16 protein-coding genes and 1 pseudogene are annotated in these 17,866 nt (G+C 42.2%); 8 read left to right on the forward strand and 9 right to left on the reverse strand.

Annotated features, from left to right (window positions below; all coding sequences use genetic code 11):
• From RMZ43_RS21070 to RMZ43_RS21080, 3 genes are all read left to right on the forward strand, one after another.
• On the forward strand, positions 1-278 hold a 278-nt coding region (locus tag RMZ43_RS21070; RefSeq protein ID WP_428850906.1), incomplete at its 5' end, for a WD40 repeat domain-containing protein.
• 331 nt (positions 279-609) lie between these two features.
• Positions 610-963 (forward strand): papain fold toxin domain-containing protein, encoded by a 354-nt coding sequence (locus RMZ43_RS21075; protein WP_322651793.1) that lies wholly within the window; start codon positions 610-612, stop codon positions 961-963.
• A 27-nt stretch (positions 964-990) separates the two neighbouring features.
• The gene (locus RMZ43_RS21080; protein ID WP_322651792.1) at positions 991-1,347 is read left to right on the forward strand and encodes a hypothetical protein; all 357 of its coding nucleotides are present in this window, start codon (positions 991-993) and stop codon (positions 1,345-1,347) included.
• 391 nt (positions 1,348-1,738) lie between these two features.
• Here the strand turns inward: RMZ43_RS21080 and RMZ43_RS21085 are convergent, their stop codons facing one another.
• Together RMZ43_RS21085 and RMZ43_RS21090 are read right to left on the reverse strand one after the other, a co-directional pair.
• Positions 1,739-2,446, reverse strand: coding sequence for a Uma2 family endonuclease (locus tag RMZ43_RS21085; RefSeq protein ID WP_322655027.1), 708 nt, complete (start codon positions 2,444-2,446; stop codon positions 1,739-1,741).
• Positions 2,447-2,510: 64 nt separating this feature from the next.
• Complete coding sequence (locus RMZ43_RS21090; protein WP_322655026.1) at positions 2,511-3,257, reverse strand: Uma2 family endonuclease; 747 nt, start codon at positions 3,255-3,257, stop codon at positions 2,511-2,513.
• A 181-nt stretch (positions 3,258-3,438) separates the two neighbouring features.
• Here RMZ43_RS21090 and uvrA point away from each other — a divergent pair, with 181 nt between their 5' ends.
• Positions 3,439-6,375 (forward strand): excinuclease ABC subunit UvrA, encoded by a 2,937-nt coding sequence (uvrA, locus tag RMZ43_RS21095; protein WP_322655025.1) that lies wholly within the window; start codon positions 3,439-3,441, stop codon positions 6,373-6,375.
• A 20-nt stretch (positions 6,376-6,395) separates the two neighbouring features.
• Here uvrA and RMZ43_RS21100 read toward each other — a convergent pair.
• The 3 genes and pseudogenes from RMZ43_RS21100 to RMZ43_RS21110 all read right to left on the reverse strand — a co-directional run.
• Positions 6,396-6,494, reverse strand: a pseudogene (locus RMZ43_RS21100) (type II toxin-antitoxin system HigB family toxin); the annotation flags it as partial.
• A gap of 95 nt (positions 6,495-6,589) precedes the next feature.
• Entirely contained in the window at positions 6,590-7,519 is a 930-nt protein-coding gene (locus tag RMZ43_RS21105) for a DUF4351 domain-containing protein (protein ID WP_322655024.1), read from the reverse strand.
• Between the two features lie 99 nt (positions 7,520-7,618).
• A complete protein-coding gene (locus RMZ43_RS21110) occupies positions 7,619-9,781 on the reverse strand; it encodes an amylo-alpha-1,6-glucosidase (RefSeq protein WP_322655023.1) in 2,163 nt (720 codons plus the stop codon).
• A 131-nt stretch (positions 9,782-9,912) separates the two neighbouring features.
• Between RMZ43_RS21110 and RMZ43_RS21115 the strand changes: the two genes are divergently transcribed.
• The 3 genes from RMZ43_RS21115 (at position 9,913) to RMZ43_RS21125 (ending at position 12,014) form a co-directional block, all read left to right on the forward strand.
• On the forward strand, positions 9,913-10,524 hold the full coding sequence (locus RMZ43_RS21115; RefSeq protein ID WP_322651784.1) for a peroxiredoxin: 612 nt from the start codon (positions 9,913-9,915) through the stop codon (positions 10,522-10,524).
• Positions 10,525-10,756: 232 nt separating this feature from the next.
• The gene (locus tag RMZ43_RS21120; protein WP_322651783.1) at positions 10,757-11,293 is read left to right on the forward strand and encodes a peroxiredoxin family protein; all 537 of its coding nucleotides are present in this window, start codon (positions 10,757-10,759) and stop codon (positions 11,291-11,293) included.
• 55 nt (positions 11,294-11,348) lie between these two features.
• Positions 11,349-12,014 (forward strand): glutathione S-transferase family protein, encoded by a 666-nt coding sequence (locus RMZ43_RS21125; RefSeq protein ID WP_322655269.1) that lies wholly within the window; start codon positions 11,349-11,351, stop codon positions 12,012-12,014.
• A gap of 45 nt (positions 12,015-12,059) precedes the next feature.
• Here RMZ43_RS21125 and RMZ43_RS21130 read toward each other — a convergent pair whose 3' ends face one another.
• The 3 genes from RMZ43_RS21130 to RMZ43_RS21140 form a co-directional block, all read right to left on the reverse strand.
• Positions 12,060-13,103, reverse strand: coding sequence for a DnaJ C-terminal domain-containing protein (locus RMZ43_RS21130; protein ID WP_322651782.1), 1,044 nt, complete (start codon positions 13,101-13,103; stop codon positions 12,060-12,062).
• A gap of 122 nt (positions 13,104-13,225) precedes the next feature.
• Complete coding sequence (locus tag RMZ43_RS21135; RefSeq protein ID WP_322655022.1) at positions 13,226-13,735, reverse strand: AAA family ATPase; 510 nt, start codon at positions 13,733-13,735, stop codon at positions 13,226-13,228.
• Between the two features lie 90 nt (positions 13,736-13,825).
• Positions 13,826-15,115: a glucose-1-phosphate adenylyltransferase gene (locus RMZ43_RS21140; RefSeq protein WP_322655021.1), complete on the reverse strand. Its 1,290-nt coding sequence runs from the start codon at positions 15,113-15,115 to the stop codon at positions 13,826-13,828.
• Positions 15,116-15,521: 406 nt separating this feature from the next.
• Here RMZ43_RS21140 and RMZ43_RS21145 point away from each other — a divergent pair, with 406 nt between their 5' ends.
• Positions 15,522-17,420, forward strand: a complete 1,899-nt coding sequence (locus RMZ43_RS21145; protein WP_322655020.1) for an alpha/beta hydrolase — start codon at positions 15,522-15,524, stop codon at positions 17,418-17,420.
• 68 nt (positions 17,421-17,488) lie between these two features.
• Here the strand turns inward: RMZ43_RS21145 and RMZ43_RS21150 are convergent, their stop codons facing one another.
• The gene (locus RMZ43_RS21150) at positions 17,489-17,788 is read right to left on the reverse strand and encodes a hypothetical protein (RefSeq protein ID WP_322651778.1); all 300 of its coding nucleotides are present in this window, start codon (positions 17,786-17,788) and stop codon (positions 17,489-17,491) included.
• Between the last annotated feature and the right edge of the window lie 78 nt (positions 17,789-17,866).

Genomic DNA, 17,866 nt, shown 5'->3' on the forward strand with positions numbered 1-17,866 from the left:
CGGATGGCAAAACTTTAGCTTCCGCCAGTCGTGACAACACTATCAAATTATGGAATCTTCACACGGGCAAAGAAATTTCCACTCTTACAGGGCATAGCGATTATGTCAACAGCGTCGTCTTCAGCCCGGATGGCAAAACTTTAGCTTCCGCCAGTACTGACAACACCATCAAATTGTGGAATCTGAATCTTGATGATTTATTAGCGCAGGGTTGCAGTTGGCTTAAGGATTATTTGGCTAGCCATCCTGATGCGGCTAAGGTGTGTCCAAGGCAGTAGAGATAAGGGGGATGTGGTTCGACTTCGCTCACCAACCGGGGAAATGAGGGAGTTATGGCGAGTTAATATTCAAAAAGAGCGATCGCTTGGTAAATTAGAAATGCGATCGCAGTTGAGAACCTAATTTTTGCAGTAATTCTAAGCTTAAATATAGAGCTAAAGGCGATCACTTGGTAAATTAATTAAAGATGCGATCGCAATTTATAAGCTTAAATGGTTAGAACTAAAGGCGATCGCTCGCTAAAAAATAAATGCGATCGCAGTTTTGAACAGCTTAAATGTAGAGTTAAAGGCGGTCGCTTGGTAAATTGCTGAATCATGGGGAGGCTGGGTGAGTCAGTTATCACAACAAGAAGTTTATCAAGCAATTGGCAGAATAATAGTAAACTTTCCTTTACTTGAATGTGATAAATGTGCCAAGGCAGTCATGCAATGGTTAGCAAAAAATAGCATTGAGGGTAAGATTATTCAGCTTAGAACCAAAAGACGAAATGAAGTTTTTATAACTAGCGATCGCTGGAATCCCAATGAATCAATTACCGAAAATGGAACTCACTATGGAGTAGAAGTATTAGGACTAGTTTTTGATAATCTATCTGCTGAGGGGATGACAAGGGAAGATTGGTTACGTGATTTCCATTGTCCAAGTGAACAATTTATTGTTGAAGAGTTAGAATCTCTATAAATAATCAAAGTAGATGATGAAATAAATATGAGTGGACTATTAGAAGTTGTAGACAAAATTAGAGCCAGACCTGGAATGTATCTAGGACGACCTTCTGTAAGTGACTTATTTATGTTTTTAGTCGGTTATGAATTTTCTCGCAGCGAATTAGGAATTGACATGACCGAAGAAGAAGAAAAATTTTACGATGAATTTCAACCTTGGCTGCAAAAAAAGTTTGGGGTAACGACTGTTAGCTCTTGGGCAAAGCTAATTATGCTCTCCTGCCATGATGAAAAAGCAGGATTTGAATATTTCTTTAAACTTTTTGATGAATTTTTCCAGAGAGATACAAGTTTAGACACGAATAAAACTGAGGAGATGGCGCAGCACGGTTTTAAGTAATTGTACTTCAAGCACCTTGCTGAGTTTAAATATAGGGGCAGGGCGACGCCGATAGCGAGTATTCGAGCGTCATAACCCGTCGTAGACATCGCTTGATAATGAAAAGACGCAATTCAAGTTCTGAATCTGGCGTTTCGAGTTCCGAACACGAACGGCCGAGTAAAAAGGTCGAAGTTTCGAGTTCCGAACACAAACGGCCGAGCAAAAAGGTCGAAGTTCCGAGTTCCGAACACGAACGGCCGAGCAAAAAGGTTGAACTTCCGAGTTCCGAACACCAACGGCCGAGCAAAAAGGTGGAAGTTCCGAGTTCCGAACACGAATGGCCGAGCAAAAAGGTGGAAGTTCCGAGTTCTGAACACGAACGGCCGAGTAAAAAGGTCGAAGTTCCGAGTTAAACCTCCGGTTCCACTCCCAGCGCTTTTAACTGAACAGCTAATCTCTCTGCACGCTGGCGTTCTTTTGCTGCTAACTCCAAACCCCACAGTAATAATTCGCCATTGTCATCCCACCAACGTAACCAATAACCTGTGCGGTTTTCTCGGCTTCCTTGCCATACGCCTAAAAACAAGTTCATTTCGGCAATCCAGTGACGATTATTTGCATCTGGTGTTTGTAATTCATAATGTCCTAAATCATCTCGCCGATAAACTTCTAAAACTCCGCTATCTGGTTCAAAAATGGCATAGTTTGGCACTTGTAAAATCTGCTCATAATAAAACCATTTACCTGGGGGATAGGTCGGTTTACTCGAATACTCTCCACCTTCGGTATCTGAGAGAAATTCCATCACAATTACCGGAATATCACCTTGGAGTCGTGGCGTATAACTGCGCTTCACTTCTTCTCGTGAGACTCGAATTGATGGTACATAACCCCAATCTGGTACTTTGACCACAAATCGATTATTCAAGTTGGCGCAGATACCGTAGTGAGTGAGGGTTAAAGCATCGGTGGTTAATCTGCCAGCAAGTTCTAAGCTTTCTGTTAAAGCAGCAGCCAAGAGTGGCTGATTAATGTTATCGACTGGCTCGTTGTCTAAAACAAAATCATCAGGTAACTTTTCCCAGGCGACATCATGGGTGGCTGCATTGGCTAGCATGATTCAGAATATCTCAAATACAACTTCAATTTCTAATGACCCGATTAAAAAATTGCATACCGCATTACTCCTGAGCAAGGGTTCGCACTTCTTCCACTGACAATCCCAAAGCTTGGGCAATCTGTTCAATGCTCAAATTCATTTGCAATAATCGGGGTATGGCATCTCTTCTGGCTTGTTCTGCAAGTTCAGCTCGTTGTCGTTCTTGTTCTGCTCGTTGCCTTTCTTGCTCGGCGTTGCGAGAAATTTCTGTATAATTTAAAAACCGTTCTCCATCAGGGCGATATAGCTGCAAACCCTCTGGTGATGGAGCAAACCGAATTTTCAACCAAGGACTCACCCAATCTTCCATTTGGGGGATGACATCTAACCCATCTTCGCTACGCAACCATCCATGCAAATTATTTCGCTCAGGATCGTAAATGTAGTACTCTTCCACCCCATAGCGGTCATAGAAAAGTAATTTCTTGTCCATTTCAGTTTGTGTGTTGCTGGGAGAAAGAATTTCAAACACCACTTGCGGTGCAACTCCCTCCTCTTTCCATTGTTGGTAGCACAGGCGATCGCCTTTTGGTCTACCCAATACCACCATCACATCTGGGGCGTTAACAATTTTGTTACGTCCCTCTACGGGATACCAAAATAAATCTCCGGCGACAAATACATTTGGATCGTCGGCAAATAGCCAATCTAAATTCTGCTTGATTTCTACAATCCAGCCAAACTGTATGGTATTATTGGCCACTGGTTGTCCGTCACTATCTGGGTAGATGACCTCTGGCTGGGTCGGCGGTTGGATTTGCGATACCATAGCTTCGCCCTCAGAAGGATTTAAATCGGGATGCTTCCAAATTAGCAGACTCTTAAGGATATCTGCGCCATGAATCTGGAACGAGAACTAACTAAAACAGTACGATTGTTCTACTATAAACTAATTAAAGATAGTATTATTAAGGACTGTTTCATAAGAAACTCCCTCTTCGCCGCCCAATATGTCAGACCAACAGCTAGCAGCATCCTTGAATGGACATCTTCCGTACCCCAGCCACAACAGCCAGAATACCATTCGGATTCGGGGTGCTAGGCAGCATAATCTGAAAAATATTGACTTGGAATTGCCACGCGATCGCCTAATCGTATTCACTGGCGTTTCTGGTTCTGGTAAGTCTTCCCTAGCCTTTGATACCATTTTTGCTGAAGGGCAGCGTCGCTATGTGGAATCCCTCAGCGCCTACGCACGACAATTTTTAGGACAACTGGATAAGCCGGATGTAGAAGCCATTGAAGGCTTAAGTCCAGCAATTTCTATTGACCAAAAGTCAACGTCTCATAACCCCCGTTCCACTGTGGGTACGGTGACGGAGATTTACGACTATTTGCGGCTGTTGTTTGGTCGGGCTGGCGAACCCCATTGTCCGATATGCGATCGCTGTATTGCACCCCAGACAATCGATGAAATGTGCGATCGCATCATGGAATTACCAGATCGTACTCGCTTCCAAATTCTTGCACCCGTTGTCAGGGGGAAAAAGGGCACACATCGTAAGCTTTTGTCAAGTCTGGCTTCTCAAGGTTTTGTCCGCGTGCGGATCAATGGCGAGATCCGCGAACTGTCAGATTCCATTGAATTGGATAAAAACTTTACCCACACCATCGAAGTGGTAATTGACCGATTGGTGAAAAAGGCTGATATCCAGGAGCGTTTGGTTGATTCTTTGTCTACGTGTCTCAAGCAATCGGGTGGGATTGCCAGTATTGTCATTAGTCATGAGTCATCTAAGGAAACCCCCCCTAGCCCCCCCTTAGTAAGGGGGGGTGCCGAAGGCGGGGGGTCTAGCTCCGAAGAAGAATTAGTATTTTCAGAAAATTTTGCTTGTCCAGAACATGGGGCGGTAATGGAGGAATTATCGCCGCGATTGTTTTCGTTTAACTCGCCTTATGGTGCTTGTCCGCACTGTCACGGAATCGGGACTTTAAGAAGATTTGCACCAGACTTGATAGTACCCGACTGGGAAGCGCCAGTTTATGCTGCGATCGCGCCTTGGTCAGAAAAAGATAATTCTTATTACTTGGAATTACTTTATAGTGTGGGACAGATTTATGGATTTGAGTTACAAACAAATTGGAGCAAGCTGACAGAAGAACAACAACAAATTATTTTGTTTGGAGAGAAAGATGAACGAGCCGCAGAAGCAAAAAGAAAGCAGAGTTTTAAAGGTGCTATTCCAATTTTGCAACGGCAATATGAAGGTGGTTCGGAATTAATTAAACAAAAATTAGAGCAGTATTTAATCGATCAACCGTGTGAGGTTTGTAAGGGAAAACGGTTAAAACCGGAAGCCTTGGCTGTGAAGTTGGGACAATATGGAATTTTAGAATTAACTACCGTATCAATTCGGGATTGTCGGGAGAGAATTGAGCAATTTAAGTTGAGCGATCGCCAGTTACAAATTGCTGATTTAGTTCTCCGAGAAATCAAAGCTAGATTGCAATTTTTGTTGGATGTAGGTTTAGATTATCTCACCCTTGACCGTCCCGCCATGACCCTTTCTGGTGGCGAAGCCCAACGAATTCGTCTAGCAACGCAAATTGGTTCTGGTTTAACAGGAGTTCTCTACGTTTTAGATGAACCAAGTATTGGTTTGCATCAACGAGATAATGGTAGGTTGCTCAAAACCTTAACGAAATTGCGCGATTTGGGTAATACATTAATTGTTGTTGAACACGATGAAGAAACAATTCGCGCAGCTAACCACATTGTTGATATTGGCCCCGGTGCAGGAATTCACGGCGGAAATATTATCGCCCAAGGTGATTTTCAGGCGTTATTAGCAGCAGAAGATTCTTTGACGGGTGCATATTTATCAGGGAGGCGAGTAATTACCACACCAGCAGAACGCCGAGAAGGAAATGGGCGCAGTTTGGGAATTAAAAATGCTCATCGCAACAATTTACAGAATATAGATGTAGACATTCCGCTAGGTAAACTCGTCTCCATCACTGGTGTGTCTGGTTCTGGAAAATCTACACTGATTAACGAATTACTATATCCATCTCTGCAACATCATTTAACTAAGAAAGTTCCCTTACCCAGACATTTGGATAAAATCCAGGGATTGAATGCGATTGATAAAGCGATCGTTATCGATCAATCTCCCATTGGACGCACACCACGTTCCAACCCTGCAACTTACACAGGAATTTTCGATGCGATTCGGGATGTATTTTCCCAAACAGTAGAAGCAAAAGCTAGAGGTTACAAACCTGGACAATTTTCCTTCAACGTTAAAGGTGGACGTTGCGAAGCTTGTAGCGGACAGGGTGTGAATGTGATTGAAATGAACTTTCTCCCTGATGTTTACGTACAATGCGAAATTTGTAAGGGTGCAAGATACAACCGCGAAACATTGCAGGTGAAGTATAAAGATAAGTCTATATCTGATGTTCTAAGAATGACAGTTGAGGAAAGTTTAGACTTTTTCCAGAATATACCCAAAGCGATCGCGCGTTTGCAAACTTTATTTGATGTTGGCTTGGGTTATGTCCAACTAGGACAACCTGCGACTACCTTATCAGGTGGTGAAGCGCAACGGGTGAAATTGGCAACAGAATTATCTCGACGCGCCACAGGTAAAACACTTTATTTAATAGATGAACCGACAACAGGGTTATCTTTTTATGATGTCCACAAATTATTAGATGTGTTGCAAAGATTGGTAGATAAAGGTAATTCAATATTAGTAATTGAACACAACTTAGATGTAATTCGTTGTTCTGATTGGGTAATAGATTTGGGGCCAGAAGGTGGCGACAAAGGAGGAGAATTGATTGCTGTGGGTACACCAGAGGAAGTTGCAAAAAATCCCAGGTCTTATACTGGGCAATATTTAAAGCAGGTTTTAAAACAGTATCCGGCGATGAAATCTTAGTCTTTTCTAATTAAGGTGTATTACATATAGGTCATATCTTTGTCATATTCGGCATGAGTTAAGACATATTTTATATAGATGACCTGCTTTTCATAGTTAATACTAGCAATTAAGCGGTAAAGAGGCAGGTTTAACCTCTAATAGTTAGGACTCAGCACTAACTCGTTTGATGAGTTTGTAGCCAGTTGAGCAAATCAGCGATGTCTACGACGGGCTATGCCAACGCACTAAAATCTAACAAAGCCTCACCCAGTGCTTCCAATTGTTTTACAGAAAGACCTTGAATCTGTTCTCGAACCTGTTGTGGTAACTCTCCTAACCGTTTTTGTAGCTGTCGTAGCACAAGTGTTTGTGCTTGTTCCTGTTGTCCTTCCTGCTTACCTCGCTCGTAGCCAATGCGTTCGCCTGTGGTAATGTAACTCATGGTACGCTCCTGCTCGAATTGTTTAAACTCCTGCCAAAATTCTGCTTCTAATCCTTTTGGTAAAATCATAACCCAATCGATAAAACGATAGAGATTACGAATATCCCTTTCTTGCAGCCCTTGTTCATACAATCGCCGAATTAAACTAAATTTCCACGTTTTCCTTTCTCCCAACTGTTTAGTAGTTTGTTGGGTTTTCAAATGTGCCATTACTACCGTCGCAAAGGGATTATCGCTATTTTCTAACTCTGTCCATCGATTTTGATAATCGAGCAGCTTGACGGTTCCAAATCTAAAATGCAGACCACAATCGGGATAATTATAACTGTATTGATTTGGTCTCCAAGTCGAGTCAGCATCGCACAAGATTGCTAGGCTAATGGCTGGTTTAGCAAATTTGTCAAAAATTCGTAGGTTGTAAGAAAACATCCTTTGAGCAAAATTATCTTCTGATTTTGCCTGAATTTCGACATGAATCAACAGCCAAATTTCCTCTCCTTGAATTTGCCAGACTTTGACCAATTTATCTGCATATCTTCTACCAAGTTCTGCTTCCCGAACTATTTGTTGAAATTCCTTATCAAGAAACTCGTGGGGACGTTCCCAATTAATTAGTGCTGCTGTTTGCGGAAAGAAAAATTGCATTGCTTGTGGGAAGTAAGCTTCTAGGATTTCTTTCCAGGGGGAATCATTATCGGCTCTTTCTCGTTCCTCGCTCATGAGTTGATTGGTAGATTCATGTTTTTGATAATTAAGATGTGAGCAGCCAATATTTTCAGCAGGTTAGAAGTTCGTTGGTCAAGAAGATTATATTCAGTATTATTTAATGTGGCGGATGACTTCGGCAACTGACCAAGCTTGAGCGATCGCACCTCTGGGCTTATGAGGTGCATCGCCATCAAAAATCTCAGAAATAGAACCAAGACAAGCGTCAAATAAGAAGTGATCTAGCAGAGGTTGCCAATCAAAAGGCAGCGATTGCTCTGGATAAAAACGTTGCCAAGCCCGAATATACGGCCCAATTAGCCAAGCCCAAACAGTGCCTTGGTGATAAGCGCGATCGCGTTGTTCTTGATTACCCTCATATCTCCCTTTGTATTCGGGATCTCCTGGATCGAGACTGCGAAGACCATAGGGGGTAAGTAAGCTGACAGTTGCCAAATCTAATACTTGACACCCTTGCTGTTCGGAAAAGGCGCAATGGTGCAGCGACAGCGCCAAAACGGCATTAGGACGAATTTGAAAATTCCGGCGATCGTCCGGCTCAATAGTATCGTACAAATAACCCAGTTGAGGATTCCAGAATTTTTGCAGTGAGGTTTTTACATGTTCTGCTTGTTGAGCATAACGCTGTGCTTGCTTCGTGAGGCGCACTGACGAACCATACTCAAGCTGGCTCAATCGTTCTGCCCACTGACTCAGCCAACATAAAGCAGAATACCATAGTGCATTGATTTCAACTGGCTTACCGTAACGGGGAGTGACGGGGTATGCGCCAATTACTACATCCATCCAGGTAAGGGCTAAACCAGGGGCATCCCAACTAACTAACCCATCGGTGGCATCGATCTGGATATTGAAATGTGTACCACCAACAAATGCTTTGTAGATTTGCTGTACTAGAGGGAATTGGTCTGCTAAAAATTCCCAGTCTTGGGTAGCTTCTAAATAAAGTCCTAAAGTTTCAATCCACCACAACGCCGCATCAATACTGTTATAAATTGGTTCTCCACTGACATCAAGAAATGCATTAGGAATCAAACCGTGGCGGCAATAATGCCCAAAAGTCCGCAATACTCCTTTTGCCAAGTCAAAGCGCCGGGGAACTAGTGCCAACCCAGGTAAAGCAATTAATGTGTTGCGTCCCCAGTCATTAAACCAGTGATAACCAGCAATGACCGTAGGGCCTGGAATTGAAGCTCTATAGACGATAAACTGATCGCTTGCTTTAAGTAGGTGTTGCCAAATTGTAAATTGGGCATTAGGCATTGGGCATTGGGCATTGAAAAGAGGCAGAGGGACGGGGTGTAGGGAGCAGAGGGTAAAATTCTCTCTTTCTCCCTGCTTCCTGCTCCCTGCTCCTCTGCCTCCTTGACTCCATCCAAAAATCTGGGAGAGCCGTTTTTGCTCTCTTTCTAATGCTTCTGCAAAGCTTTCATCGGTGAGAACACCTGCCGTCGAATCAGGAAAACCTACTCGCGCTTCTAGAGTGACTGTATCTCCTGGTTGCAGTGTAACTATCAAGTAACCAGGACTGTATAGGTCTTCTTTGTCACCTAATCCCCGTTTTGTCTCCTCAGGCAATCCATAATTCCAATACCAAACTGCATCTGTTTGATACCTTCCTTGTGTCCAGCGCAAGTGCCAAGGTATACCGAAATTTCTAGAATTTTTTGCTTGCAGACAGATTTGCTGTTCTCCAAGCAATTGTGAGAACTGTAATCCTGGATTAGCAGTTTGCTGGTGATGAAAGTTACGTTCTGCTATCAGCAGTCGCAGTCGTAAAATCGCTGTATCGCTTCCCTCGTAGCGATATTGGATTAAAGTTCGATGGCAAAATCGAAAGTGGTCAGAGACGCGATTAATCGCGTCTGTACTATGATTCTCTTCCCTACTCCCTACTCCCCATTCCCCACTCCCTCCCCAACCATAGGGCATCACTAATTGTCTAGTTAACTGCCAGTTATCTTGACCCCAAATCCATTTTGGAACTGGGTTAATATCAAAACAGCGTAGCAATTCGTAGCCTGTCGGCTCAATCTGACCGTTACCCCAAAAATTTGTTCCCAATGCTACAACGTTCCCTAATATTTCCAAGCTAGCTTCTAGGTGCGAAAACAGCAGAGTGCGCTCAGAAGGAGGCTTTGTAGCGGCAAACAGCCAACCGTGATAAGTACGTGTGCGGACATCCGAAACTGTACCACTGGCAAAACTTCCTAAGCCATTGGTAAGCAACCATTCTCTTGTATCTAAATCAAGCATTTGCTACTCAAAATCGTTATGAGTATGATATAGTCGTAACAGATCGTAATTAAACTGTGAGAGCGTGGATGGGTGAGTTTTACTTAACCCAAATTACAACGCTACTAAACCGATAAAGGAGAATTAGGTTAATGTCCCTTACTTACGGAACCGAAGGAAGCCTCCGCGTTGGTCAACAAGCTCCCGATTTCACAGCAACGGCTGTGGTAGACCAGGAATTTAAGACAATCAAACTTTCCGATTATCGCGGTAAGTATGTCATCCTGTTTTTCTACCCACTAGACTTTACCTTTGTTTGTCCCACTGAAATTACAGCATTTAGCGATCGCTACGAAGAATTCAAGAAAATCAATACTGAAGTCCTTGGAGCTTCTGTTGATAGTGAATTCTCCCACCTCGCTTGGATTCAAACAGATCGTAAGTCTGGTGGTGTCGGCGACCTGAATTATCCTCTAGTCTCTGACATTAAAAAAGAGATTAGCGCCGCTTACAACGTTCTTGACCCAGCAGCAGGCATTGCCTTGCGTGGTCTGTTCATCATCGATAAAGATGGTATTATACAGCACGCCACCATCAACAACCTAGCTTTTGGTCGCAGCGTTGATGAAACCCTGCGGACACTGCAAGCAATTCAGTATGTTCAGTCTCACCCTGACGAAGTTTGCCCAGCTGGTTGGCAACCTGGTGACAAGACAATGAATCCTGACCCAGTGAAGTCTAAAGTCTACTTCTCTGCTGTCTAAATTTCGTAATCCATTCTGTTGGAGTTGAAATCAACGAAAACCACAGATAACAGAGATACACATTAAACAGTGTCAACCTCGGTATCTATCTGTGGTTTTTTAATAAAATAGTATTTAAATAATCATTATTGAAAATATACCAATCTTAACAATGGTTATAACAGATAAAATGCCAAAAATTAATTATCAATAACTCTTTGACAATCCAAAATCCAAAATCCAAAATAGTATTATGCTTACTTCAACTGATTTTAGTGGCTTATTAAATGAGCGCTTCTTCCGTAATTTTTTACCAGTTCCAGCGACAAATAAACTCAGGTTGGGGGTAGGAACGCCAGATTTTCAACTGCCAGATATTACTAACGGAACTTTAGTAAAATTGTCTGATTATAAAGGCAAGCAACCAGTCTTACTTGCCTTTACTCGCATCTTTACCGAAAAACAATATTGCCCCTTTTGTTTTCCTCACATCAAAGCTTTAAAAGAAAACTACGAGCAGTTTAAAAATCGTGGTATAGAAGTTTTAATGATTACTAGTACCGATGAACGGCAAAGTCAAATTGTTGTGAGGGATTTAGGTTTAAAAATGCCGTTATTGAGCGATCCTAGTTGTCGAGTTTTTCGTAACTATCAAGTAGGACAAGCACTGGGAGCGCCTTTGCCAGCACAGTTCGTATTAGATAAAGAAGGAAAACTCCAATACTGGCATTTATTTTCTTTTTTGGATCACAATGCTAGTGTTGAGACTTTATTAAAACAATTCAATTGAGTGTAATGTGTAAATGGTAATGCCCACCCTACTCATGAAATTGTGAGGTTTTATGGTGCTAACCCTTTATCATTCGTCGATTTCTCCTAACTCCCGCCGTGTCTGGATTACTCTGCTGGAAAAAGAACTTGAGTTTGAATTAGTAGAGATAAAACTGGATGGGGAGCAGTTTAAACCAGAGTTTTTGGCAATTAGTCCTTTCCATCATATTCCAGCTTTGGTGGATGATGGCTTTAAGGTAGTGGAATCTTTGGCAATTTTGGACTATTTAGAGGCAAAATATCCCACACCTGCGATGTTGCCTAAAGATGCCAAAGATTTAGCGATCGCACGCATGGTACAACTAGTAACTGTAAATGAGCTTTTGCCAGCAACCACCACGTTTTTACCTCAGGTATTGGGCTTACCTGGGGAAGATCCAGAAAAAATCGAGCAGGCAAAGCAAAAAATTTCAACAGTGCTGAAGCTTTTTGAGAATTTACTTGATGATCGCCCTTACTTTGGTAGTCAAAACCTAACTTTAGGTGAGGTTGTAGCTGGAACTGTAGTAATATGGCTGCCAGAAGTAGGCATTTCCTTAAGTAATTATCCAAAGGTAAATGCTTGGCACGATCGGTTAGCTGCACGGACAAGTTGGCAAGCTACCGAGGCTACACCAGAAGCAATGGAAGCGTTGAAGTCCATCGTAGTAGCGAGAAACACGCAGCAAATTCATCGCTAGTCAATGTAGAGACGGTAAATTTCCCATCTCTACAAAGCTAAATTTTTACAGCTTGACTTGCTGCAAATGACTGCGGGGATTATAAGTACGTATAGCCCGGATTTTTTCATAATATTCCCGCTCTTCCTGGCTGAGGTCTTTTGGTGGTGCGATCGCCACTTTCACCAGCTGATCGCCGCGTCCACCCTTGGCGAGGGGCCAACCTTTGCCACGTAAACGCAGCGATTGACCAGAACGCACTCCTGCTGGTAACTTGACATTAACTAAACCATCGGGAGTGGGTACATCAATAGACGCTCCTAAAGTAGCTTCATCTGGCGTGATTGGCACTTCGCACACCAAGTTATCGCCTTCCATTTGGAAGAACGAGTGGGGCTGAAATTCAACTTTTAAATATAAATCCCCTCGTTGTTGAGTCATCGGGTTAATTTGACCTTTACCTCGCACGCGCAGACGAGTACCAGGTTTAGCCCCAGATGGGATACGAACATCAATTGTTTCGTTACCTAAACTGAAGCGCTTTTGCACACCGTTAAATGCTTCAGAAAAAGTTAGAGCAATTACAGCTTCACTATCTTGGGAAGTACCCGTACTTGCATCACCAAACCCATAATCGTTAAAGTTGCCGCTAAAACCACTCGTCGTCCCACCTGTGGTATTGGTGTAAGAGTAACTTTGTGAGTAATTTGAGTAATTATTATTCTGTTGTGCGTAACTTTGTCGCCCACCACGAGGCGTAGCACCACCAAAGCGTCCTAGCAGCTCATTAATGAACTCATCGAAATTGCCGTATTGACTGAAGTCAAAGCCACCCATATCAACACCAGCGCCGCCAGATGAGAAACCTTGACCAGCCTGTTTCCAATATTGACCGAATTGATCGTATTTTTTGCGTTTATCTGGGTCTGACACAACTTCGTAGGCTTCGCTAACTTCTTTAAAGCGTGCTTCTGCCTGTTTGTTATTTGGGTTGACGTCAGGGTGATATTTGCGGGCTAGTTTACGAAAGGCTTGCTTAATCTCCTCTTGAGTAGCATTCTTACTAACTCCCAAAATTGCGTAATAGTCTTTGTAGTTGGTTGCAGCCATCTATCTACCAGCCTCCTATAGAAATTCCTGTTATGTTTTTTTTAAGATAAAAGATGTTAGTTTGCCTGGTATGGTGCCAAGCAAAGAGAATCTGACTTTAAATTAACAAAGAATATAGAAATTCAAGTGTGGTTCTCGCTCAACAAGCGATCGCAATTTCCGTACTTCGATTTTTCTGATAAGCGGATCAGGTTGTCTAGTCCTTCTTCCAGACTTGGGGGGGCATCTCGGAGTTGACGGTGCATCCGCAAGATAATTTCTTCAGGAACTTGGCGCGATCGCCTTTTATTCCGTGCTAAACACAGCCACACTGGCGTATCCACCCAAATTCCCGTAATGTGGGTAAAACCCAAGTCACGGGCTAAAGCAATAACTTCACGGCGATGACGGCGCTGGGCATTGGTGGCATCGAAAATAGCTGTATTTTTTGTAGAAATAGCTTGCTGAAATTGCCTTCTTACTTCTTTCCAAATCACCTGCCACGGCCCTTGAATGGCTTGGGAACCGAACAGTTGCCCCCGAATACCATCTGTAGAAATCAGTGGCATCTGGGGGCATTCTGCTAGCAATTGTTTAGCGAAAGTTGACTTACCGCTACCTGGAAGACCAATTAACAAAATTAGTTTAGTCATTAGTCCTTTGTCCTTTGTCCTTGTAACTATTAACCAATGACTAATGACTAATGACTATTGTACAGACGCGATTAATCGCGTCTCTACTGACTAAATGATGGTTCCATCGGGAATGACAGCATTTTTCAGCACAACCACGATGCCACTGCGGATGTAGAAACCTTGATTTTCGCGGTCAGCTTCTTGCACGTTATCTTTATTGATAATTTTGACATCATGACCGATGCTGGCGTTTTTATCAATGATGGCACCGCGAATAATCGAGTCAGCACCAATACCTACAGGAATGTCACCTTGTTCTACGTTGGATTGGCGTTCTACAGAAGCTTGGTAAAAATCTGCACCCATGAGCAAAGATTCTTCAATGAGGCAGCCAGATTCAATCCGCGATCGCACTCCCAATACTGAGTGTTGAATGCGGCAATTTTTCAAAATACAACCTTCGCCGATAATTGATTCTGTGATCTGGCAATCTAATAGTTTACTCGGAGGCAAGTAACGAGCGCGGGTATAAATTGGTGCTTTTTCATCGTAGAAACTAAAAGGTGGCTGGGGCTGCTGAGTCAGGGCTAGATTGGCATGATAAAATGCCTCAATTGTTCCAATATCTTCCCAGTAATCATCAAATAGATAAGCTTGAACGTTGTAATCTTTAGAGGCATCAGGAATAATTTCTTTACCGAAATCAGTCCTTTCTATGCCTTCTCTCAACAACTTAAACAAAACATCTTTTTTAAAGACATAAATCCCCATTGAGGCGATGTAAGGCTGTTGCTTGGCTTGTTCTTTTGATAATCCCAGTACACTTGTATCAACTTGCATTTGGAGTAACGCTTCACCTTTGGGTTTTTCGCTAAAATCGATTACCCTACCAGAATCGTCAATTTTCATCAAGCCAAAATCTGAGGCGCGGCGCTCATCAATGGGGATGACTGAGAGAGTAATATCAGCGCCTGTTTCCCTATGGCGCTGGATAAAGTGGCGATAATCCATACGGTAGAGGTGATCGCCTGAGAGGATGAGATATTCTTCTACATCCCATTCTTCCATTAACCACAAATACTGACGTACAGCATCGGCTGTACCTTGGAACCAGTTAGGGTTTTCTGGTGTTTGTTGTGCCGCTAGTACTTCCACAAAGCCTTCATTGAAGCCAGTAAAGTTATAGGTACGGGCGATGTGACGATTCAGGGAAGCTGAGTTGAATTGTGTCAGGACGTAGATTTTGAATATTTCGGAATTGATACAGTTACTGACAGGGATATCGATTAGGCGATACTTCCCGGCTACTGGTACTGCTGGTTTAGCGCGGAGTTTGGTTAGCGGGTAAAGCCGAGTACCCGCGCCACCACCAAGGATGATTGATAATACGTTTTTCACAAAATGTCTCCCGACTGCCTTTCAACTCTCACTCTCAGTTTAGGACTGTCTGCCACCACACGTAAGGGGGATCGTCTGATTCTTAGGGATGAATTTTACATAGAAATTACGCAACTAGGAAAGTGCGATGCCTGCGGCGGGGTACGCCTACGCTATTTCATAGTACAAAGGTATTATCAAAAGGGAATTTCAATGATTGGCTCTTGCTTGAATTAGTAATAGTAAACAATTGTATAAATTTGTCTGTAAAATTTTATGAGAAATTAATAGATGGCGGATAAAAAAAGTTGTGTAACGATGAGATTTACTAAACTTAATTCTTGTCAATACTTACTTAGTAGTCAAATTAATTATAATGCTCTCACAAATTTAACAAAGCATTTAGGATTGCGATAAGAAGTAGTGTATGGATATTTTAGTAGATAACTTGTTTATTGAGCCAACCAATGCTCCAGCACCCCAAGGAATTCCAGGATACCTGATCCGCAGTACAGCACGAGCCAACGTAGAAGATTTACAAGATATCAAAGAAGATAATACGCGCCCAACCATTCAAACGATAATCGATCTCCTTTATACAAAAAGTAAAAAACTCCCCAAAAATTCTGAGGAACTAGGGATAGTAATTGCTATTCATGGATATAACACAGGAGGTGCAGATAGTGATTTAACTACATCACCCGTAAGCAATGAGGCGATCGCAGATGGAATTTGGAAAAATTATCAAAAACTTTGTAAGTATATTAACAGTGATGCCTTAATTTCTCAAAAGTCAGATAGTTTAGTGTTTCTTGGTTATCGCTGGCCTTCGGAAACTATTAAAGTCCAAAATATTACTACTTCCCTAAGCACTTTACCCTTTCTACTGAAGGTTCTGCTATGGGGAAGCTTAATTGTGGCGATCGCATCTGTTTTACTGTTCTTCTGGTTATCTTCCCCAATTTTCGTTGCTCCCATTATTTTAGGAACATTCGGATTTGGTATTGTTTTCAGCCTGATTATTTTGCGCGTAATTGTATATTTTCGTGACTCTTATCGAGCAATCAACTACGGAGTTCACGATTTGGTTGAACTGATTCGCCAACTAGATAAAGGTTTGATGGAATGCTGCCTTCAGGAAGATCAATCAGAGGATAAGGCTCAAACCTATTGGAAAGAACACCCGATAAAACTCTCCTTCATTGGGCATAGTTTGGGTAGTCAAGTAACTACACAAGCAGTCCGAATTCTCTCTGATGTCTTTGACTCTAATTCTGTAGGAAACATCAATGACAAAAAAGCCGGGAAAAGACCCTCTTCAAGAATCGGGCAAGTTTTTAGTTTAGGTCGTTTAATTCTGATAGCACCAGATATTCCCGCACTAGCAATTACTTCTGGAAGATCCAATTTCTTACGGTCATCGTTACGAAGATTTGAAGAGGCGTATCTATTCAGTAACGAAGGAGATTTAGCTCTACGTCTTGCTTCTACGGCTGCTAATTATTTTTCCTTTCCAGCAAAGACCCGAACACAAGGGTATCGGCTAGGTAATGTGACTGTTCGTTCCAATAGCTATCACAGCAGTAAGTTAAATAAGGTGAGAGGGCAATCTGAGAGTAAGTATGGAATTGTCAACTGGAAGGATCGGAACTTATGCAAGCCGTTAGATGAGATTAATTCATTACTTGATTATTTAGAAATTAATGTCTTGAATAAAGTGCAAAACCAGGGATTAGATCCAGCTAATCAAGAATATCAGTCCACAGTTACCACAGCAATTAAAGATCGGGAGTCGTTAGCTAGCTTATTTACTTACTTTGATTGTACAGAATACAAAGAGCGCACAAATTATGCTAATGCACCTAATCGCGATCGCTACATGATGATTCTGGACAAACAAACCTCGCCCTTAACGTTTTTAGAGTATGTGCAACTCGGTTGGGCATATTTTCGTAACAATACACCAGATGTCCACGGTGGCTATTTCTGGGGAAAATTTAGTCAGCAGCTAATTTGTCAACTGGCGTTTGTTGGCTTCCAGGAGTTTATCGAGTTTCTGCTGGTTACCTCACCGCAAGATGTGGGAATCGAAGAACTGCGACCACCGCAACTTGAAGATAAAATAGCTTGGGCGAATAACCTTCAAGTAGAGGCAGTTTCTGAGAAACAACGTATTGAAAAAAGGCAGATTGCGCTCAATTATCTCTCATGGATCGTTGAGAAAAAACAAATCCAAGCAGTATTATCACCGGAACGTTACTATATTGATGTCATGGGGGAAAAACGCGAAGAAGTTCGCTCTAAAATAATGATGTCAAAAAAATAATAGCAGCAGATGTGAAAATATTCTTAACTGAACCGTATTGCACCTAGTGTAGGGTTAGGCAATACCCATTAAACACCCAACTTACCTTTAGGTATTCTCTTATTAACCAAACCTAATTGCTGCGATCGCTTCAAATACTTCACCCAAGGTTGCTCTGACAACTGGGAAATGGCCTTTGCTGACAGTGTTGCCGTGAAAATATCTTTGCCATTGCTAACACCACTAACGCCTAAACTTTCTAAAACAGCAGTTGCAGCCGAGTTTAAAATTGGTTCAGTATGAATAAAAACCGTCAAACTCGGTTTTTCTGAATTTTGAACATCATTCACTGCTGTAGCAAGAGCCGCATCTAGTTTTTGATAATTCATCAGCAACTCCTTAGTAAAAAGGGTAGACAATTTTTGCCTACCCTAACTTATCAAATTCATAGGTTTTTGTTGCCTATC

This window comes from Nostoc sp. CmiVER01, assembly GCF_034531135.2.
Taxonomy (GTDB): Bacteria; Cyanobacteriota; Cyanobacteriia; order Cyanobacteriales; family Nostocaceae; genus Nostoc.